The sequence below is a fragment of the Blautia sp. 1033sp1_1033st1_G9_1033SCRN_220408 genome (assembly GCF_040929965.1).
In the GTDB taxonomy this organism is placed as follows: Bacteria; Bacillota; Clostridia; order Lachnospirales; family Lachnospiraceae; genus Blautia_A; species Blautia_A ammoniilytica.
This window is the reverse complement of record NZ_JBFKZO010000005.1, coordinates 77,648-95,136: the sequence shown is the minus strand read 5'-3', so window position 1 is coordinate 95,136 and position 17,489 is coordinate 77,648. Positions and strand designations below refer to the sequence as shown.

Below are 17,489 nucleotides of genomic sequence, written 5' to 3'. Positions count from 1 at the left end.
CTGCCTCCTCTCTCAATTAATCATCAATTACTTTACCGGTTGCTTTAGCAACACGAACTTTTTTGTCTCCGTTCATCTGGAAACCTACTCTGGTAGCTTTTCCATCAACAAGTAACATAACATTGGAGATGTGAAGAGGAGCTTCCTTTGTAACGATTCCACCCTGCTGGTTTGCAGCAGACGGTTTGGTATGCTTTGTAACAACATTTACGTTCTCAACAAGAACTGTGCTGTTCTTTGCATTTACTGCAAGAACTTTTCCTTCTTTACCTTTATCTTTTCCAGCGATTACTGTAACAGTATCGCCTTTTTTAATTTTCATAGCTGACATTAGGCACCCTCCTATAATACTTCCGGAGCTAAGGAAACGATCTTCATGAATTTCTTCTCACGAAGTTCTCTGGCAACTGGTCCAAAGATACGTGTTCCTCTCGGAGTTAAGTCGTCTTTAATGATTACGGCAGCATTTTCATCGAAACGGATATAGGATCCATCTTTACGACGAGCGCCCTTCTTTGTTCTAACTACAACTGCCTTTACTACATCACCTTTCTTAACAACGCCGCCTGGTGTTGCATCTTTGACAGTAGCAACGATAGTATCGCCAATATTTGCATATCTTCTTGTAGAGCCACCCATAACACGAATACAAAGGATTTCTTTTGCACCAGTGTTGTCGGCAACTTTCAGTCTTGTTTCCTGCTGAATCATACTGGTCTTCCTCCTTATTTCACTTTCTCTACAATCTCAACCAGTCTCCATCTTTTGTCCTTGGACAACGGTCTGGTCTCCATTACTTTAACGGTATCACCAATATTGCACTCATTATTTTCATCATGAGCCTTTAATTTATATGTTCTCTTCACGATTTTTTTGTAAAGAGGATGTTTTACATGGTCTTCAATAGCAACTACAATGGTCTTGTCCATCTTATTGCTGACAACCTTACCCACACGGGTTTTTCTCAGATTTCTTTCCACGATTGTTTCCTCCTATATTCACTATTTGGAAGCGTTAGCCTGCTCAGTGATTACTGTCTGGATTCTGGCAATATTTCTGCGAACCTCTTTGATTCGTCCGGTATTGTCTAATTGATTTGTTGCATTCTGAAATCTCAGATTGAAAAGTTCTTTCTTAGCAGCTACTAATTCTTCATTTAATTCAGAAGCTGATTTTGTTCTTAAATCTTCTACGAATTTATCAATTTTCACTGTTATCACCGCCTTCTAACTCTGCACGAGAAACTATTTTACATTTGCATGGTAACTTGTGCATTGCAAGACGCAACGCCTCACGAGCGATATCCTCGGATACACCTGCGATCTCGAACATTACACGACCTGGCTTAACAACTGCAACCCAGTACTCCAGAGCACCTTTTCCGGAACCCATACGAGTTTCTGCCGGTTTTGCTGTTACCGGTTTGTCTGGGAAAATCTTGATCCAAACTTTACCACCACGTTTGATATAACGAGTCATAGCAACACGGGCTGCCTCGATCTGATTTGATCTAATCCAGCAAGGCTCTGTAGCAACAAGGCCGAAATCACCGTAATTGATCTGGTTGCCTCTAAGTGCTTTGCCTCTCATGGAGCCACGGAATTGTTTACGACGTTTTACTCTTTTTGGCATTAACATTATTTATCGCTCCCTTCCTTAGTTCCTTTAGTCGGAAGTACCTCACCGTTGTAAACCCAAGCCTTTACGCCCACTTTTCCGTAGGTGGTGTCAGCTTCCGCAAAACCATAATCAATATCTGCACGAAGTGTCTGAAGCGGAATAGTACCTTCGCTGTAGAACTCTGTACGAGCCATATCAGCACCGCCAAGACGTCCGGATACGGATGTTTTGATACCTTTTGCTCCGGCCTTCATAGTTCTCTGCATTGTAGATTTCATTGCACGTCTGAAGGAGATACGGTTCTCAAGCTGTAATGCAATGTTCTCTGCTACTAACTGAGCATCTCTGTCAGGTCTCTTAACCTCTTTGATGTCAACGATTAATTTCTTTGTTGTGTATTTAGCAAGCTCTGCTTTAACTTTCTCGATCTCAGCTCCGCCTTTACCGATAACGATACCAGGTTTTGCTGTATAGATGATGATCTTTACTCTATCAGATGCTCTCTCGATCTCAATCTTGGAAACACCTGCGCTGTATAATTTCTTTTTCAGGAAAGATCTGATATTGTAATCTTCTACCAGATAGTCTGCGAATTCGCCTTCAGCATACCATCTTGAATCCCAATCTTTGATAACACCGACTCTAAGGCCATGTGGGTTAACTTTCTGTCCCATGTTTTTCCTCCTTATCTTTCATCCAGCACGATGGTGATATGGCTTGTTCTCTTCTCGATTCTGTAAGCCCTACCCTGTGCTCTCGGCTGAATTCTCTTCATTGTAGGTCCTTTGTTTGCAAAGCACGCTGCAACATAGAGGTTGTCTGCGTTCATTCCGTTGTTATTCTCAGCATTTGCAACAGCTGACTCAAGCAGCTTCTTTACAACGCTGGAAGCGTATCTCGGATTATATGTCAGGATTCCAAGTGCTGTCTGCACATCTTTGCCACGGATTGCATCTAATACGTAGCAGGCTTTCTGAACAGAAATTCTTGCATAAGATAATTTTGCAGACGGCCTTGTCTCTCTATTACTCTCATTTCTGGCTCTCTTAATCTGGCTTCTATGTCCCTTTGCCATTTTTAAGTGCCTCCTTTCGTCTTATTCAATATACATCTTATATCAGAACACCTTGGTCACTTAAATCGCCTTACGGTTCATTAAGTGTCCAGGTGAATAACACATTGTATGTGCTAACTAGCGAACGCCGGATTTCTTTTCGTCTTTACCGTGTCCTCTGTAAGTTCTTGTAACCACGAACTCGCCAAGCTTGTGTCCTACCATGTCCTCTGTAACGTATACCGGAACATGCTTTCTTCCGTCATGGACAGCAATTGTATGTCCAACGAAGGACGGGAAGATTGTGGAACGACGAGACCATGTTTTAATAACGGATTTATCATTTGCAGCATTTAAAGCATCGATCTTTTTCAGTAAGCTCTCATCTGCAAAAGGTCCTTTTTTCAGTGAACGAGACATTCTTAATCCTCCTTATTATTTTGATAAAGCTTTGCCATCGCGTCTTCTTACGATGAGCTTGTTGGACTGTTTGTTTTTCTTTCTGGTCTTCAGGCCGAGAGCCGGTTTACCCCAAGGAGTACACGGACCTGGACGTCCGATACCGGTCTTTCCTTCACCACCACCATGTGGATGGTCGTTAGGGTTCATGACAGAACCACGAACGGTAGGTCTGATACCCATGTTACGTTTACGTCCTGCTTTACCAATATTAATCAGATTGTGGTCTCCGTTTCCGATAATACCTACAGTAGCACGGCATACGATCGGAACCATTCTCATCTCGCCAGATGGAAGACGAAGAGTAGCATATTTTCCTTCTTTTGCCATTAACTGAGCACCGTTACCAGCAGAACGAACCATCTGTCCGCCCTTTCCAGGATGAAGCTCAATGTTATGAATCATAGTACCAACCGGGATCAGCTCTAATGGAAGGCAGTTACCAACACGAACCTCAGCTTCCGGACCATTCATGATCTTCTGACCAACCTTCAGTCCTTCCGGAGCAAGGATGTAAGCTTTCTCACCATCTGCATAGCAGATCAGTGCGATATTTGCTGTTCTATTCGGATCATACTCGATAGTCTTAACAATTGCCGGAACACCATCTTTTCTTCTCTTGAAATCGATGATTCTATATTTTCTTCTGCTTCCGCCTCCGCGGTGTCTTACAGTAATTTTACCCTGATTGTTACGGCCGGCGCTTTTCTTTAAGGAAACAACCAATGATTTCTCTGGCTTTGCAGCAGTAATCTCAGAGAAGTCAGAACCGGTCATATGTCTTCTGGACGGTGTATATGGGTTATAACTCTTGATTCCCATTTCAGTTCTCCTTTCAAATTTGTTCTCACGCTTTTGAATGCGTATATCCGCGATGAACAGAGCGCCAAGGATTCATAAGAGGGAAGCCGTCATGCTTGCATGCAAGGCTGAACTCTTATGAAGACTTGTAAGCGTGTAACGCGACTGAGGAAGCATAGCTTCCGAAGTGCGCCCGCACATCGCAACCTGTTAATTAAAGGCCTTCAAAAATCTCGATATCCTTGCTGTCCTCTGTAAGGGCAACGATAGCCTTTTTAGTCTTAGCTGTTTTTCCAACAACCATACCACGACGTCTTTTCTTACCGTCAAGGTTCATTGTATTTACAGCTTTAACCTTTGTTCCTTCAAACATTTTCTCCACAGCTTCTTTAATCTGTGTTTTATTTGCTTCCGGGTGTACTAAGAATGTGTACTTCTTTTCTCCCATAGCATTCATGGACTTTTCAGTAATCACAGGTTTCAGGATTACATCGTAATACTTAATGTCTGCCATTATGCGTACACCTCCTCGATTGTTGCTACAGCGTCTTTGGTAACAACTAATGCGCCGTGTTTCATAACATCGTATACATTGATTGTTCCCGGTGTAGCAGTCTGTACATCAGTGATGTTTCTTGCAGAAAGGATCACATTTTTGTCATCCTGTGCAGTAACAACAAGAGCTTTCTCTGCTTTCAGGTTTGTAAGAACCTTCTGCATCTCTTTTGTCTTGATCTGGTCAAGCTTCAGCTCGTCTACAACGATCAGCTTGTTATCCTGAACTTTGGAAGTAAGAGCGGATTTTAATGCAGCTCTTCTTTCCTTCTTATTGATCTTTACTTCATAATCTCTTGGAGTAGGAGCAAAAATAATTCCGCCGCCTGTCCACTGTGCTGCACGGATGGAACCCTGTCTTGCATGACCAGTTCCTTTCTGTCTCCATGGTTTTCTTCCACCGCCGCTTACTTCAGAACGTGTTTTAGCTTTCTGAGTACCCTGGCGTTTATTTGCAAGCTGGCGAACAACTGCAAGATGAACAAGATGCTCGTTGATCTCAACACCAAACACTGCATCATTCAGCTCCATTGTTCCAACTTCTTTGCCTTCCATATTATAAACAGTTACGTTTGCCATCTGTGTGCTCCTCCTTTCTCATTATAAGGACTTTACTGTCTCTTTGATTGTTACCAAAGATTTCTTAGGTCCTGGAACAGCACCCTTAACTAACAGTAAGTTATTCTCAGCATCTACACGTACGATCTCAAGGTTCTGAACTGTCACCTGCTCATGTCCCATATGTCCAGCCATGTGTTTTCCTTTGAAAACCTTGCTCGGATCAGAACAAGCACCATTTGAACCTGCATGGCGATGATACTTGGAACCATGAGCCATAGGTCCTCTGGACTGTCCGTGTCTCTTGATCGCGCCCTGGAAACCTTTACCTTTAGAAACAGCTGTTGCATCAATATGCTCACCTGCTGTAAAGATATCAGCTTTAATTTCCTGTCCTACTTCATATTCAGCTGCGTTGTCAAAATGGAACTCTTTCAGGAATCTCTTTACGTCAACGCCAGCTTTTGTAAAGTGGCCTTTCTCCGGCTTGTTAACCAGTTTCTCTCTGATCTCGCCAAAGCCAACCTGAACTGCTGCATATCCGTCGTTCTCCTCTGTCTTAACCTGAGTAACGACACATGGACCTGCCTGTAATACGGTTACAGGAATCAGCATTCCTTCATCGTTGAAGATCTGCGTCATTCCAACTTTTGTAGCTAAAATAGCTTTCTTCATTCTTTCTTCCTCCTATAGCGGATTACCCGGATAGGTAATCATATAATAAATAGCTAAATGCTCATGCATTTACATTAGGAAAGCAATGCGTTCAATTATTTTGTTTTCATCTTGATGTCGATGTGAACGCCTGCCGGCATCTCCAGTCTGGACAGTGCGTCTACTGTCTTCTGGGTAGGTGCTACGATATCGATCAGTCTCTTATGTGTTCTCTGCTCAAACTGTTCTCTGGAGTCTTTATATTTGTGAACAGCACGCAGGATTGTAACAACTTCCTTCTTAGTAGGAAGCGGTACCGGTCCGCTTACTGTTGCTCCATTCTTCTTTACAGTGTCGATGATTTTAGCTGCAGATGCATCTACTAACTGATGATCATAAGCTTTTAATGTGATTCTCATTACCTGATTTGCCATAAAAAAAGTCTCCTCCTATTCGTACTCACAATCAGTACGACAAGCGGCGACTGTACACATCTCCGTGTGTGTCCTAAGACATCTTTCCACACGCCCATCCCTAGATGGTCTTCTGAACTTGTACAGTGACTTGTCGTCAGTTTCCTAACTTGACATTCGCTCCACGGAAAACCTACCATGTGGTAGCAACCTCTCGCTTCATAGCTATCATGTCACAGCAAGTAACAGTATACACAATCTTATTTCTAATTGCAAGGCTTTTTCAAAAAAAATTGTATTTTTTTAAAAACAAGCAGTTGGAACATTATGGGGTAATTTCCTATTATGTAATAAACGCCTGTGGAAATACTTTTGTACTTCCCAGGCGTTTTACTGTCCTCTTATACCAGGTAAAGGATCATTCTTCTTCGTCTTCATCCTCTTCTTCTGCAAAGATATCAGAATAATCAAGAAGTGTCACCTTTGTAATATCATCTCTTACGATCTCCGGCGAATCTCCTTCAGCCTTTGCTTTGTCAGCAAGCTGTGCAGCTGTCATTCTCGGAATTGCCATTCTTTTTAGCTTGACCGGTTTTTCAGGAATCTCTTCTTTCACCGACTCCTCCAAGGTATCGGGGATTTGGACTTTTTTTTTGTGTGTTACCACTTTCCTTGTCTCGTCCAGCTGCTGTTTTTTTTTGCGTACTGGCTGCTGATAATCATCTTCCGCAGTAGCGGCTGCAATCTCCTTTTTCAGGACTTCATGAGCTTCGCTGGTAGCTGTCTGAACCGCTTTCTCCGGACGTTCATCCTCTTCCTCGTCTGGATCGTCCTCTTCGATCTCATCAACAAAACCACCGGTACGTACTGTACGCTTCGGTTTCTTCTTGTTCTTTTTGCTTTCCGCTTTGATCTCACGCTCTTCTTCTCTCAAGAGGCGTTCTTTTTTCTTTTCTTCCAGCTTCAGTTCCTTTTTGGATTTCACATATCCCGGTTCTGTATCCTCTGGAAGATCTTCTTCCTTTGGATCCTTTTTCCAGAGCTCTGCGATCACGTACAAGATAATCAGGAAAAATACTGCAAGTGCCAGAATGATCAGCCCTTCAATACTCTGTGTGGCTACCATAAGATAACCAATCAGCGGAATTGTCACTACAACTTTCGGCATATATTCGCCAATAGAAAGATTCACAGGGGACTCTTCCAGGGCATCTGGATTCACTGCTGTGCCTGTGCCACTGGCAAGGTCAACGCTGGCAATATCATAACGCCATGCATTATCATCTTTCTGTGCAAGGATTCTGTCTCCCACTGTCATCTCAGATGACTTCACAGGGATCGCATATGTAACTGAACCCATAGGAAGATTGGATTCCTGGTCTGCATGATCGCGAATCTCTGTAGTTACTCCGAAAAACGGAGGTAATGCCAGTGCAAGTATACTTAATATGGTGCAGATCACCACAAAATGTACAATAAACTTCAGTACCTTTGACATTTTAAACATTCCTCTCTTTCATATGGCTTTAACATGCAAAGCACTGTATCTTACTGATTGCTCAGATATTTCTCAATGCTGTCCATCGCAGCTTCTTCATCCTCTCCATTTACATAAAGAGTGATCTCCTCACCTGTGTCCAACCCCAGTGTCATCATACCCATAATACTTTTGGCATTTACTTTTTTCTTGCCAATCTCTACATGAATCTCACTGTTGAACTGACTTGCCACCTGTACAAGCTGAGCAACAGGACGCGCCTCCAGACCAGTAGACAGATTAATGATGATTGGTTTTTTGATCATAATAATTCCTCCTCGTCCCCCCTCAGTTCCTCCGCAATCATTGAAAGCTTTCTCAATCTGTGGTTTACACCTGACTTTCCCACCTGAGGGTTCAACATCATTCCTAATTCTTTTAATGTAGCCTCCGGATATTGCAGCCGCAGTCTGGCGATCTCCCCCAGGCCTTCACTCAGGCTTTCAAACCCGGCCTTTCTTTCGATCAGTCGTATATCCTCCACCTGCTTCACTGCTGCATTTACCGTTTTGTTAATATTCGCAGTCTCACAATTCACCTTACGGTTGACTGAATTACGCATTTCTTTCAGGATACGGATATTCTCCAGATCCATCAGTGCCACATTCGCCTCCATAACGGCCAGTATATCAACGATCTGCGCACCTTCTTTCACATAGACCACGTATGATTTCTTACGTAAAACGATCTTCGCATCAATATGAAAACTGCGGATGATCTCCTGCAACTGTTGTGCTTTTTCTTCATCAGGACAGACAATCTCGAAATGGTATCCTTTCTGTGGATCGCTGATGGAACCTGATGTAAGAAAAGCTCCCCGTATAAATGCACGCTTACAGCAATTCCTCTGAAGGATCATTGTATTGCCAAGCTTAAGCGTACCATCGCTGCTTCCCTTCACAACAAGCTTCACAGCCTCAAGAATTTCCAGAGCCTGTTCCGTCTCCCGTGTGGTCACATGATAAACTCTACATCTCTTAAGATGTGCGCTCTCATGAACGGTAATATCTGTTTCTATATTAAATGTTTTTTGCAAAATTGTAAAGCACTTTCTTGCAACCCACTGATTTTCCGTCTGCACCCATAAAACCAGTTCCTGACCCTGGGTACACTTCAGTTTGCCGCATAACAGATACATCGCAGCCAGCTCTGCGATCTGGCAGTGCCTGGATGCTCCTGTACGCTTGGAAAGTTCTTCTTTCACCATCCCTGAAAAAGACATCTTCCCACTCCTTTTTATTTTTTAAGAAGCCGGTCCTTCTCTACATCCCTGTGTTCCAGGCGAAAACCGTACTCATTATTCTTGATCAGCCTGCTGTATAGTTCCCTTGCAATGGTAACAGAACGATGCTTACCGCCTGTACATCCTATGGCGATTACCAGGCTTGTTTTTCCCTCCTGAACATAATTGGGAATCAGAAAATTCACCATATCCTCCAGCTTTCCCATAAACCTTTTGGCAGTCTCATTGTCCATTACATAATTGAATACACTGTCATCAAGCCCTGTCATAGGCCGAAGTTCATCCACATAATAAGGGTTTGGAAGGAAGCGGACATCAAATACCAAATCAGCATCTGCCGGGATCCCGTATTTGAATCCAAAGGATAGGACAGAGATCATCATATTCTTGAATTCTTCATTGTCCACAAATATCTTGTCTATTTCCTGACGCAATTCCCTGGTAAGCAGATGGCTGGTATCGATAATATAATCAGCCTTTCTGCGCAGGAACTCCATTTTCTTCCTTTCCAGACGGATCCCTTCATCGATCCGTCCGGACATTGCCAATGGATGGCTCCTTCTTGTTTCTTTATATCGTTTCACAAGAACAGCATCCTCTGCATCCATAAAAAGTATTTCAAACTGATAACCTGCTTCCTGCATCTTATCCAGGATCAGTTCCAATTCTCCCATGGATCCGCTTCTTGCATCAATACCAAGCGCTACATTCTGTACATCCTCTCCGTGGATCTCCGGCATCAGTGATACAAACTTCTCAAGAAGCGGAATAGGCAGATTATCCACGCAGAAATATCTTGCATCCTCCAGCATTTTTAAGGCTGCTGTTTTCCCTGCACCTGATACTCCTGTCACAATCACAAATCGCATTTTTTATCTCCTGTTAAAAATCTCCCAGAAATTTTACTTCCGGTTCAAGCTTTACATTGTATTTCTCGTAAACTGTTTTCTGCACATGTTCCATCAGCTCACATACATCCCTGGCTGTAGCACCCCCTGTATTGATCACAAAGCCACAGTGCTTTTCTGAAACCTGCGCTCCTCCATGGGTAAACCCCCGAAGGCCGCTGTCCATGATCAGCTTGCCTGCAAAATATCCTTCCGGACGCTTAAAAGTGCTGCCTGCACTTGGATATTCCAGCGGCTGTTTGCTGATCCTTCTCTGTGTCAGATCCTTCATTGTTTCCCGGATCTGATCCGGATCCCCTTTTTTCAGGGAAATCACTGCTTCGAGCACCATATATCCGGCTTCTTTGATCACACTGGTTCTATATCCCATTGCCAGCTTCCCGGCAGGGATACGACGGATCTGCCCTTCACTATCCAGTACAGTAGCTTCTTTTAGCACATCTTTCATTTCGCCTCCATAGGCCCCTGCATTCATCACCACAGCCCCGCCTAATGTACCAGGAATGCCTGCAGCAAATTCAAAGCCTGTAAGAGAAGCTGCTTTGGCTGCCTGGGCGATCCCTGAAAGGAGTGCTCCTGCCTGTGCACGGATGCAATCTTCCTCCACCTGGATCTGCGCCAGATTTCTGTATGTCTGAATGATCACGCCACGAAAACCACTGTCGCTTACCAGCAGATTACTTCCATTGCCCAGGATAAAATATGATTCTTGCTCCCGGATACATATCTCACGGATCTTCTTTATTTCTTCTACTGTATTAGGAAGGAGAAAAAGATCTGCCGGCCCTCCGATCCGGAATGTTGTATGGCGGCTCATAGGCTCGTTTGTAAGCACCCTGTCATTTCCCAGCAGTTCTGTTAATTCTTCTATTAATCTCTGTTTCACAAAAAAATCCTCTATCTTTCTATTCAAGTACGCTGTCTATTTTACCATCTGATGAAAAAAAAGTACAGGATAACACATATTTTTTTCTTTTTTCCAAATACTATGATTACAGTGTTAAAAGGTCCGATCCACTTATGCTTATGCGAAAGCAGGTAAATGACCTTAAAACATGCTCAAGGAAGGAGCTTATATGTGGAATCAGTTATTGCTTATTATGATTGGTTTTTCCGCAGGCATTATAATTGCAGGCGGAGAAGTCGGCCTTCTCATCGGCCTTTCCATTATTCCCAGATATGCAGGGATCACCCATACCGGAAAACATATCTTATTATATGAAGATTCCATTCTTCTTGGAACTGTTCTGGGAAATCTTTTTTTCCTTTGGAAATGGCAGATTCCTGGCGGATTGCTCTTTCTCATTCTCTATGGTCTTTTCTCAGGACTTTTCCTCGGCGGCTGGATCATGGCATTAGCAGAAGTAGCAGACATTTTCCCTATCTTTGCAAGACGAGCCAGATTTTCAGAAGGTCTGCCCAAGGTGATCCTGTCCATTGCCCTGGGAAAAACCTTAGGATCTTTATTCTACTATTATAAAGAATGGTTCCCCTAATCTTAAGATCTGTAGGTCCTTACATTATAAATCATCTGCAGCAGGAGGTTGTTATGGATAATATGAACAAGCAGACTGAGCAAAAAGAATATGAGAAGTACGTAAAAGAAATCACTCCATCCCATAATCTTGGTATAAACATGGCAAAAGCCTTTCTTACCGGAGGGCTGATCTGTACGGCCGGGCAGGGGATTACAAATCTGTTCCTCTGGATGGGTAGTGATCTGGATGAGGCCCGGATCTGGTGTTCTGTTACCCTGGTTTTCATCAGTGTATTGCTTACCGGGTTAAATATTTACCCTAAGATTGGGAAATTTGGAGGCGCAGGAAGCCTGGTTCCTATCACCGGATTTGCAAATTCCGTGGCAGCACCTGCTATTGAATATAAAGCAGAAGGCCAGGTTTTTGGTATTGGCTGCAAAATCTTCACCATTGCAGGACCTGTGATCCTTTATGGCATTTTAAGTTCCTGGTGTCTTGGCATTATCTATTACATTTTAAAAATGATAGGAGTAGCATCATGAATATAACAGAAAATCAACAGACAGGCAAAGCAAGCATATCCTTCCACAGGCCTGTATTTATCCAGAGCTGTGCATCTGTTGCAGGAAAAAAAGAAGGAGAAGGTCCACTTGGTTCCTGCTTTGATCAGGTATGGGAAGACCCAATGTTTGGAATGGATACCTGGGAAGCCGCAGAAAGTACCATGCAGAAACAAGCCGCCTTTCTTGCTATCCAAAAGGCTGGTCTTAGTCCGCAAGATCTGCGGATGGTTTTTGCAGGCGATCTTCTTGCCCAGACTACTGCCTCTTCCTTCGGGATTGCCGATATGGGCATTCCCTTTTACGGACTTTTCGGTGCCTGTTCTACCATGGGTGAATCACTTTCCCTTGGCTCCATGGCTGTAGCAGCCGGTTATGGAGATCATGTTCTCTGTGCCACCTCCAGCCATTTTGCCAGTGCAGAAAAGGAATTTCGTTTTCCTTTAGGCTATGGCAATCAAAGACCTTTATCTGCCACCTGGACAGTTACAGGAAGCGGTGCCTGCATTCTTTCTTCTGCTCCACCAGCTGAAAAAAGCACTGTCATGCCTTCTCCTCTTCGTACCGGAAAAAGCTGTATACAAATCACCGGAATCACCACAGGAACCCTGGTGGATTATGGCTTTAAAGATTCCATGAATATGGGGGCCTGTATGGCACCTGCCGCCTGTCACACCATCTGCCAGAATTTACTGGACTTTCATAGAAAGCCATCCGATTATGACCAGATCATCACCGGGGATCTGGGAGATGTAGGACAACATATTTTGCTGGATCTTCTCTTAAAAGAAAACATTGATATCCAAAGCCGTCATCAGGACTGCGGCCTTCTGATCTTTGATAATCCGTCCCAGGATACACATTCCGGTGGCAGCGGCTGTGGCTGTGCTGCAACTGTTCTTGCTGCCTATATCCTGCCAAAGCTTCTTTCCGGCGCATGGAAAAAAGTTCTTTTTGTTCCTACTGGAGCTCTTCTTTCCAAAACCACTTTTAATGAAGGCGATTCCATTCCAGGTATTGCCCATGGAGTTGTATTGGAGCATGTTTCTTTGTAATGCAAAAAACCTAAAGAAAAAACATAAATGGAGGTTATTATGGATTACCTGAATGCATTCTGGGTGGGTGGCCTAATCTGTGCCCTGGTCCAGATCCTACTGGATAAAACAAAACTGATGCCAGGAAGAGTAATGGTGCTTCTTGTATGTACCGGTACACTTCTGGGTGCACTTGGGCTTTATCAGCCCCTGCTGGATTATGCCGGGGCCGGAGCCGGAGTCCCCCTTCTTGGATTTGGAAACACATTATGGATAGGAATGAAAGAAGCTATTAATGAAAACGGCGTGCTTGGGCTTTTCACGGGAGGCTTTACAGCCTGTGCTGCCGGCATTTCAGCAGCCCTGATTTTTTCCTATATTGCCAGTCTGATCTTTAAACCTAAAATGAAAGAGTAATTCAAGTCGAGCAACCAAAACAATGGAGGAAGAAATATGAGCGACACCCTTTATATCCAGACAGACGAAAACATGGAGGTGCATCACCCCCATGTTTATCTGCAAGATATCGTTAAGCTGTCTTGCAGCAATTCTAAAATTTTAAACAGACTTCGCGTACTGCCTGTGGCCAGCCTGGATCCCAAACGCCCTGGGCGATATGTTCTGTCAGCCATGGATCTGATCCGCGAAATCCAGAAAAAGGAACCAGATCTGGAGATTACTCTCATTGGAGAACCTTCCTTTATCATTACTTACCAAACGAAGTCCAACACCTCTCCTGCATGGTGCTGGTGTAAAGTGATCTTTGTCTGCCTGGCTTCCTTTTTCGGTGCCGCATTCTCCATTATGACCTTTAACAATGATGTGGATGTACCTGCCCTTTTCCAGCAGATCACTGCACAGGTCACAGGCCAGGATGGCAGTTCCTTTCCTGCACTTGCCATCTCTTATTCCGTAGGCATAGGTCTTGGAGTATTATTTTTCTTCAATCACTTCGGTCATATCAAGCTGACAGATGATCCTACTCCCATGCAGGTGCAGATGCGTCTTTATGAAAATGATGTAAATACAACAATTATAGAGGATCAGGAACGGTGCTTTGACGCCTTAACAGTAGAGAATAAATGAAAATGCTGGCAGAACAGTGCTCCAGATTGAAGCTGCCCCATACTCATCCAGTCTCCATTGATAGAAGTAGGCCTTCTGCCTCCTACTGCGGAATCTAAAATCAGATACTTCCCATCAGAGCTTCTGTACTTTGCAATTGCCAGATAATGGCCCGGTACAAGTGCAACAGCTGTACCACCTTTTCTTAAATGTTTCTGTAATTCTGCAAAGGATCCTGTCAGGCCATCATACTTAAAGCGATATTTCTTTCCCCATTTCTCAGCCACATCTGGATACAGGGTATCAGCTGTGCCCGCATTGTAAAAATAGTGTCCTCTGGCAGCAGAAAAACGTGCCAGCCTCTCAGGAGGAATATAAGAACCATTTAATGCATAAATAGCATTCACAAGAGCCATCACACCGCATCCGGAAGTAGATATGGTTCTTGGGCCTATATTCCCATCTTTATAAACGGTTTTTCCATATTCCGGATCATATTGGGAATATACGACCGTAACTGTGCGAGTGGATTTTTTCTGAAAATTCCATGCCTGAGTCTGATCCAGTGCAGCCTCTGTAGTTTCTCCCTTCGCATTCAATGCCAGCTTACGGCTGTCAGTCAGCAGATAATAGAAATCGCCTTTTTTCTGGATGCACACCTGTCTGCTGTTATCCACCTGAAGGTATCCTTTTTTCACATTCTTAAGGGTATAAAGACCAGTTCCAATATACTTCACATCATAGGTGGTTTTCTTCAGTGTATCTGTGCCTACCAAAGCAGGACATAACGTATATCTGCCGTCTGCCAGAATCTGCCCTGTCCGCACTGCAAAATGGAACATGCTGCTTTTAAATCTGGATGTAGGGATCCATCCCAGATAATACTGTCTTTTTTTCTGGATCATTACCTGGGTCCATTGCCCCTTTTCCCCAACCTTAAGGCCACAGTCAGCCTGAGCTGCATGAATAAACCGCTGGGAGCTGCTATTCTTTGGAACCTTATAAATATCTATACCGCCGGAAGATCCTACGTACATTCCTTCTCTTTTACCGGATGGCTGCTGCAGAAAACAGCTGGCAGATGCATATCCCTTTTTTCTGGTTCCATCTTCTGCCTTATAAACCAGCTGCATGGTATTTCCAAAAAACTTGACAATCTTGTATTCTTTATAAGTACCCTTTCCTGCCACGCTTGTCATTTCATGGTCACTGTAAATGGGAAAAGCTTTCTTTGACAGCGGATAGGCATGAAGACAGGCGGAATCTGTAATCTCCGTAAAAGAAGCAGCCCTGACCTTCGCTGTTCCTAAAAGCATTAGAAGTGCAAGGCCAATAATAAAAGCCGCCTGATACAGGGTGCTGATCTTTCTTTTCTTATTCATTACTCTTTCCCCTCTTAACCGGCTCAAAAGCCAATGATCCTTTTGCAAAGGACCATATAGCGGTGTCCATACTGTACTCTCTTAATGCATACACCGCCTGTAGGATATACATATCCATAATGGCCGGAAGCATTCAGCATCATACCCTTTCCAATGTAGATTCCCACATGGCCAATGGCACCACTTGTATCCTTATCCAGATAAAAAAGAAGATCGCCTACTTTCATCTTATTTAATTCTTTCTTAGTAAGAGGTGTATTCGTATTATGCCAGAAGATCTGTCTGGATACTCCCTCCAGTGTAATGGTATGATACCAGCTTGCAAGATTCCTTCCTGCCATCTGGAAGCATTTTCCCACAAAGCCAGAGCAGTCAATACCATCTGTCATGGACAGTCCTCCAAGTATAAAAGGTGTACCGAGATATTTCATACCTGTTTTGATAGCTTTATCAATAATACGGTTGCTTGAATACTTCTTTGCATTCAAGGAAAGCATCTTAAGCCGTCCCATCTGCACATATGCTGTGGCCTTCTTGCCTTTAGCATCCTTAAGATTATCCATATATACAGGAAGCCATGCATATTTCTTGTTCATTTTCAGTTTTTTTGTATTTACTACTAAAGCATCTCCAAATCCCAGTACCCCATATTGCTGAGATTTTGGTGATGTACGTGCATATACCGGAACCCCTGTCTGTGACGGATTATATGCCAGGACGATCCTACCCTTCTTTGCCTTTACGATACAAGAATTCAAAGTTCTTGAATAGGTTGTGGCTGCTGACACCCCTACTGGAACAAAGGTTCCTACCAGCATCGCCAGGATACAGATCAAAATGAAATCCCTGATCCCCCGCTTTGTTACTCTTTCTGTCATGTTGCAATATCCTCTCTTTCCTTTTCTATTTCTATGGTAAGTGAAATCCATTGTGTAAATTTCAGCTTATACCCCTTTTCTGTATTTCAGATGCCGTACAGATGTATTTATTATACAGAATCCCGCATTTAAACACAAGAACGATCCTACAAAATACACCCTTATTTTCCCAAAGGTTGCTATGCACTCCGTTCACAACAGCATTGCTGTCATAAGTGCTAGTGGCAGATGGGAAAAAATATGGCATAATGAAAGCGGAATAACCGTACAGACTCATAACTGGTCTGGATACCAAAGGAAGGAAGGTTGATCAAATGTTAAAAAAAATATCAGGGATCATTCTCATCATTGCCGGATTATTTTTTTTCGTAACAGCTATCAAAACAATTTTTGTGGATATTCCAAAGGCAAAATCCGCTCTGAAAGAAGTTGTTTATGTAGGAGACGAAGCTCTTCATGCCGAGAACGAAGGAAAAACGGTAATCGTATGTGGTACGCTTGAATTGACAGAGCCCTCCTATGACGATGAACTGGGACTTGCGTTTGACAGCATTCGTATTTCACGTTCAAAACAGACTATGCGGCGAGACAAAAGCACCTCCAATTCAAAACAAACCTTAAAAAATTTAACTGACGAGGAAAAACGATATGGCGTTCTGAAATGGGGCACAACAACTTCGGAAAAGACTTATTCCGGTGAAGGTAAGATTGGCGATTATACACTTTCACAGGATTTTATTGATGCAATAAGATTGAATACAACCTGGGATCATTATGATGAAGCAGAGCTGAAAGCCGCCGGTTATGCTTATGTGCCAGACAGTAGCTTTACACAAAAAGATTTCATAGAGCCTCTGGCTCAGACACAGCGGGATGATGCTGAAAATGATGTACGTTATTTTTATAGTGCTTCCGATTTCAAGACAGGAGACACTGTGACAGCACTTGGTATACAGGACGGTCAAACACTCAGAAGTGCGCCGGAGGTTACCGATAATCTGCAAAAAGGTGCACTGGATCGAGAAACAGCCATTAAACAGGGAGGCGCACCTGGGATTGGAGCATCTATTTTTTCAATTGTTTTTTCACTTCTGCTTCTGGCAGGCGGTGCAATTATGTTTACAAAAAGCAAATAGTTTTCCCTTGCATTCTTCTCCTGGATGTGCTATACTCATGCCCGTTGAAAAGCCCATAAAAATAAGGTCTTAAGCGGCTTTTCCGCCGATTCCCGGCGCTAAATGAATCGAGTGTTCGTGACCTTCCACTCGTAAAACAAAACTAAAGGAGACA

26 protein-coding genes are annotated in these 17,489 nt (G+C 43.3%); 6 read left to right on the top strand and 20 right to left on the bottom strand.

Translation table 11 applies throughout. The features are described from left to right. Positions 1-16: 16 nt before the first annotated feature. The 18 genes from rplX to murB form a co-directional block, all read right to left on the bottom strand. On the bottom strand, positions 17-331 hold the full coding sequence (gene rplX, locus AB5916_RS05735; RefSeq protein ID WP_158421034.1) for a 50S ribosomal protein L24: 315 nt from the start codon (positions 329-331) through the stop codon (positions 17-19). 11 nt (positions 332-342) lie between these two features. Next, positions 343-711, bottom strand: a complete 369-nt coding sequence (rplN, locus tag AB5916_RS05730; RefSeq protein ID WP_019162495.1) for a 50S ribosomal protein L14 — start codon at positions 709-711, stop codon at positions 343-345. Between the two features lie 14 nt (positions 712-725). Further along, a complete protein-coding gene (gene rpsQ, locus AB5916_RS05725; protein WP_008707264.1) occupies positions 726-980 on the bottom strand; it encodes a 30S ribosomal protein S17 in 255 nt (84 codons plus the stop codon). A gap of 21 nt (positions 981-1,001) precedes the next feature. Continuing rightward, positions 1,002-1,211 carry a 50S ribosomal protein L29 gene (gene rpmC, locus AB5916_RS05720; protein ID WP_158421033.1) on the bottom strand — a complete coding sequence of 70 codons (210 nt, stop codon included), beginning with the start codon at positions 1,209-1,211 and terminating at the stop codon, positions 1,002-1,004. Beyond that, positions 1,201-1,638 (bottom strand): 50S ribosomal protein L16, encoded by a 438-nt coding sequence (rplP, locus tag AB5916_RS05715; RefSeq protein ID WP_158421032.1) that lies wholly within the window; start codon positions 1,636-1,638, stop codon positions 1,201-1,203. Before rplP ends, rpmC begins: the two co-directional genes overlap by 11 nt. Further along, positions 1,638-2,294, bottom strand: coding sequence for a 30S ribosomal protein S3 (gene rpsC, locus AB5916_RS05710; protein WP_173726989.1), 657 nt, complete (start codon positions 2,292-2,294; stop codon positions 1,638-1,640). The genes rplP and rpsC overlap by 1 nt, the downstream gene beginning before the upstream one ends. 11 nt (positions 2,295-2,305) lie before the next feature. After that, positions 2,306-2,695 carry a 50S ribosomal protein L22 gene (rplV, locus tag AB5916_RS05705; RefSeq protein ID WP_158421030.1) on the bottom strand — a complete coding sequence of 130 codons (390 nt, stop codon included), beginning with the start codon at positions 2,693-2,695 and terminating at the stop codon, positions 2,306-2,308. A gap of 117 nt (positions 2,696-2,812) precedes the next feature. Further along, on the bottom strand, positions 2,813-3,094 hold the full coding sequence (gene rpsS, locus AB5916_RS05700) for a 30S ribosomal protein S19 (protein ID WP_173726988.1): 282 nt from the start codon (positions 3,092-3,094) through the stop codon (positions 2,813-2,815). Positions 3,095-3,109: 15 nt separating this feature from the next. Continuing rightward, positions 3,110-3,955 carry a 50S ribosomal protein L2 gene (gene rplB / locus AB5916_RS05695; RefSeq protein WP_368189687.1) on the bottom strand — a complete coding sequence of 282 codons (846 nt, stop codon included), beginning with the start codon at positions 3,953-3,955 and terminating at the stop codon, positions 3,110-3,112. A gap of 193 nt (positions 3,956-4,148) precedes the next feature. Further along, the gene (gene rplW / locus AB5916_RS05690; protein WP_158421027.1) at positions 4,149-4,448 is read right to left on the bottom strand and encodes a 50S ribosomal protein L23; all 300 of its coding nucleotides are present in this window, start codon (positions 4,446-4,448) and stop codon (positions 4,149-4,151) included. Beyond that, on the bottom strand, positions 4,448-5,068 hold the full coding sequence (gene rplD / locus AB5916_RS05685) for a 50S ribosomal protein L4 (RefSeq protein ID WP_158421026.1): 621 nt from the start codon (positions 5,066-5,068) through the stop codon (positions 4,448-4,450). The genes rplW and rplD overlap by 1 nt, the downstream gene beginning before the upstream one ends. Positions 5,069-5,089: 21 nt before the next feature. Continuing rightward, a complete protein-coding gene (gene rplC / locus AB5916_RS05680) occupies positions 5,090-5,722 on the bottom strand; it encodes a 50S ribosomal protein L3 (protein ID WP_158421025.1) in 633 nt (210 codons plus the stop codon). A 95-nt stretch (positions 5,723-5,817) separates the two neighbouring features. Further along, positions 5,818-6,135, bottom strand: a complete 318-nt coding sequence (gene rpsJ, locus AB5916_RS05675; RefSeq protein ID WP_158421024.1) for a 30S ribosomal protein S10 — start codon at positions 6,133-6,135, stop codon at positions 5,818-5,820. 397 nt (positions 6,136-6,532) lie between these two features. Next, a complete protein-coding gene (locus AB5916_RS05670; RefSeq protein WP_173726986.1) occupies positions 6,533-7,612 on the bottom strand; it encodes a hypothetical protein in 1,080 nt (359 codons plus the stop codon). 50 nt (positions 7,613-7,662) lie between these two features. Beyond that, positions 7,663-7,917, bottom strand: a complete 255-nt coding sequence (locus tag AB5916_RS05665) for an HPr family phosphocarrier protein (protein ID WP_158421022.1) — start codon at positions 7,915-7,917, stop codon at positions 7,663-7,665. Next, positions 7,914-8,873, bottom strand: coding sequence for a DNA-binding protein WhiA (gene whiA / locus AB5916_RS05660; protein WP_158421021.1), 960 nt, complete (start codon positions 8,871-8,873; stop codon positions 7,914-7,916). Before whiA ends, AB5916_RS05665 begins: the two co-directional genes overlap by 4 nt. 14 nt (positions 8,874-8,887) lie before the next feature. After that, positions 8,888-9,763 (bottom strand): RNase adapter RapZ, encoded by an 876-nt coding sequence (gene rapZ / locus AB5916_RS05655; protein ID WP_368189685.1) that lies wholly within the window; start codon positions 9,761-9,763, stop codon positions 8,888-8,890. A 13-nt stretch (positions 9,764-9,776) separates the two neighbouring features. Next, complete coding sequence (gene murB, locus AB5916_RS05650) at positions 9,777-10,688, bottom strand: UDP-N-acetylmuramate dehydrogenase (RefSeq protein ID WP_368189684.1); 912 nt, start codon at positions 10,686-10,688, stop codon at positions 9,777-9,779. Positions 10,689-10,878: 190 nt separating this feature from the next. Between murB and AB5916_RS05645 the strand changes: the two genes are divergently transcribed. The 5 genes from AB5916_RS05645 (at position 10,879) to AB5916_RS05625 (ending at position 13,960) form a co-directional block, all read left to right on the top strand. After that, entirely contained in the window at positions 10,879-11,298 is a 420-nt protein-coding gene (locus tag AB5916_RS05645) for a stage V sporulation protein AB (RefSeq protein ID WP_158421018.1), read from the top strand. Between the two features lie 62 nt (positions 11,299-11,360). Further along, positions 11,361-11,822 (top strand): SpoVA/SpoVAEb family sporulation membrane protein, encoded by a 462-nt coding sequence (locus AB5916_RS05640; protein ID WP_173727024.1) that lies wholly within the window; start codon positions 11,361-11,363, stop codon positions 11,820-11,822. Further along, positions 11,819-12,895, top strand: a complete 1,077-nt coding sequence (locus AB5916_RS05635) for a stage V sporulation protein AD (RefSeq protein ID WP_368189682.1) — start codon at positions 11,819-11,821, stop codon at positions 12,893-12,895. Before AB5916_RS05640 ends, AB5916_RS05635 begins: the two co-directional genes overlap by 4 nt. Positions 12,896-12,934: 39 nt before the next feature. Continuing rightward, on the top strand, positions 12,935-13,291 hold the full coding sequence (locus AB5916_RS05630) for a SpoVA/SpoVAEb family sporulation membrane protein (protein WP_158421120.1): 357 nt from the start codon (positions 12,935-12,937) through the stop codon (positions 13,289-13,291). A 36-nt stretch (positions 13,292-13,327) separates the two neighbouring features. Further along, entirely contained in the window at positions 13,328-13,960 is a 633-nt protein-coding gene (locus AB5916_RS05625) for a stage V sporulation protein AA (protein WP_368189680.1), read from the top strand. On the opposite strand, the gene AB5916_RS05620 is transcribed toward AB5916_RS05625, so the two are convergent. Both AB5916_RS05620 and AB5916_RS05615 read right to left on the bottom strand, forming a co-directional pair. Next, positions 13,918-15,321 carry a hypothetical protein gene (locus AB5916_RS05620; protein WP_368189678.1) on the bottom strand — a complete coding sequence of 468 codons (1,404 nt, stop codon included), beginning with the start codon at positions 15,319-15,321 and terminating at the stop codon, positions 13,918-13,920. The two genes, AB5916_RS05625 and AB5916_RS05620, sit on opposite strands and share 43 nt — an antisense overlap. A 23-nt stretch (positions 15,322-15,344) precedes the next feature. Next, on the bottom strand, positions 15,345-16,199 hold the full coding sequence (locus AB5916_RS05615; RefSeq protein WP_368189677.1) for a C40 family peptidase: 855 nt from the start codon (positions 16,197-16,199) through the stop codon (positions 15,345-15,347). 314 nt (positions 16,200-16,513) lie between these two features. On the opposite strand from AB5916_RS05615, the gene AB5916_RS05610 reads away from it, so the two are divergent. Then, complete coding sequence (locus tag AB5916_RS05610) at positions 16,514-17,335, top strand: hypothetical protein (protein WP_368189675.1); 822 nt, start codon at positions 16,514-16,516, stop codon at positions 17,333-17,335. Positions 17,336-17,489 lie beyond the last annotated feature (154 nt).

Excerpts from the sequence above, each read along its gene's own strand:
- rplX (WP_158421034.1), bottom strand. The coding sequence starts at position 331 with ATGTCAGCTATGAAAATTAAAAAAGGCGATACTGTTACAGTAATCGCT.
- rplN (WP_019162495.1), bottom strand. The coding sequence starts at position 711 with ATGATTCAGCAGGAAACAAGACTGAAAGTTGCCGACAACACTGGTGCA.
- rplP (WP_158421032.1), bottom strand. The coding sequence starts at position 1,638 with ATGTTAATGCCAAAAAGAGTAAAACGTCGTAAACAATTCCGTGGCTCC.
- rpsC (WP_173726989.1), bottom strand. The coding sequence starts at position 2,294 with ATGGGACAGAAAGTTAACCCACATGGCCTTAGAGTCGGTGTTATCAAA.
- rplV (WP_158421030.1), bottom strand. The coding sequence starts at position 2,695 with ATGGCAAAGGGACATAGAAGCCAGATTAAGAGAGCCAGAAATGAGAGT.
- rpsS (WP_173726988.1), bottom strand. The coding sequence starts at position 3,094 with ATGTCTCGTTCACTGAAAAAAGGACCTTTTGCAGATGAGAGCTTACTG.
- rplB (WP_368189687.1), bottom strand. The coding sequence starts at position 3,955 with ATGGGAATCAAGAGTTATAACCCATATACACCGTCCAGAAGACATATG.
- rplW (WP_158421027.1), bottom strand. The coding sequence starts at position 4,448 with ATGGCAGACATTAAGTATTACGATGTAATCCTGAAACCTGTGATTACT.
- rplD (WP_158421026.1), bottom strand. The coding sequence starts at position 5,068 with ATGGCAAACGTAACTGTTTATAATATGGAAGGCAAAGAAGTTGGAACA.
- rplC (WP_158421025.1), bottom strand. The coding sequence starts at position 5,722 with ATGAAGAAAGCTATTTTAGCTACAAAAGTTGGAATGACGCAGATCTTC.
- rpsJ (WP_158421024.1), bottom strand. The coding sequence starts at position 6,135 with ATGGCAAATCAGGTAATGAGAATCACATTAAAAGCTTATGATCATCAG.
- AB5916_RS05670 (WP_173726986.1), bottom strand. The coding sequence starts at position 7,612 with ATGTCAAAGGTACTGAAGTTTATTGTACATTTTGTGGTGATCTGCACC.
- AB5916_RS05665 (WP_158421022.1), bottom strand. The coding sequence starts at position 7,917 with ATGATCAAAAAACCAATCATCATTAATCTGTCTACTGGTCTGGAGGCG.
- whiA (WP_158421021.1), bottom strand. The coding sequence starts at position 8,873 with ATGTCTTTTTCAGGGATGGTGAAAGAAGAACTTTCCAAGCGTACAGGA.
- rapZ (WP_368189685.1), bottom strand. The coding sequence starts at position 9,763 with ATGCGATTTGTGATTGTGACAGGAGTATCAGGTGCAGGGAAAACAGCA.
- AB5916_RS05645 (WP_158421018.1), top strand. The coding sequence starts at position 10,879 with ATGTGGAATCAGTTATTGCTTATTATGATTGGTTTTTCCGCAGGCATT.
- AB5916_RS05640 (WP_173727024.1), top strand. The coding sequence starts at position 11,361 with ATGAACAAGCAGACTGAGCAAAAAGAATATGAGAAGTACGTAAAAGAA.
- AB5916_RS05635 (WP_368189682.1), top strand. The coding sequence starts at position 11,819 with ATGAATATAACAGAAAATCAACAGACAGGCAAAGCAAGCATATCCTTC.
- AB5916_RS05630 (WP_158421120.1), top strand. The coding sequence starts at position 12,935 with ATGGATTACCTGAATGCATTCTGGGTGGGTGGCCTAATCTGTGCCCTG.
- AB5916_RS05625 (WP_368189680.1), top strand. The coding sequence starts at position 13,328 with ATGAGCGACACCCTTTATATCCAGACAGACGAAAACATGGAGGTGCAT.
- AB5916_RS05620 (WP_368189678.1), bottom strand. The coding sequence starts at position 15,321 with ATGAATAAGAAAAGAAAGATCAGCACCCTGTATCAGGCGGCTTTTATT.
- AB5916_RS05615 (WP_368189677.1), bottom strand. The coding sequence starts at position 16,199 with ATGACAGAAAGAGTAACAAAGCGGGGGATCAGGGATTTCATTTTGATC.
- AB5916_RS05610 (WP_368189675.1), top strand. The coding sequence starts at position 16,514 with ATGTTAAAAAAAATATCAGGGATCATTCTCATCATTGCCGGATTATTT.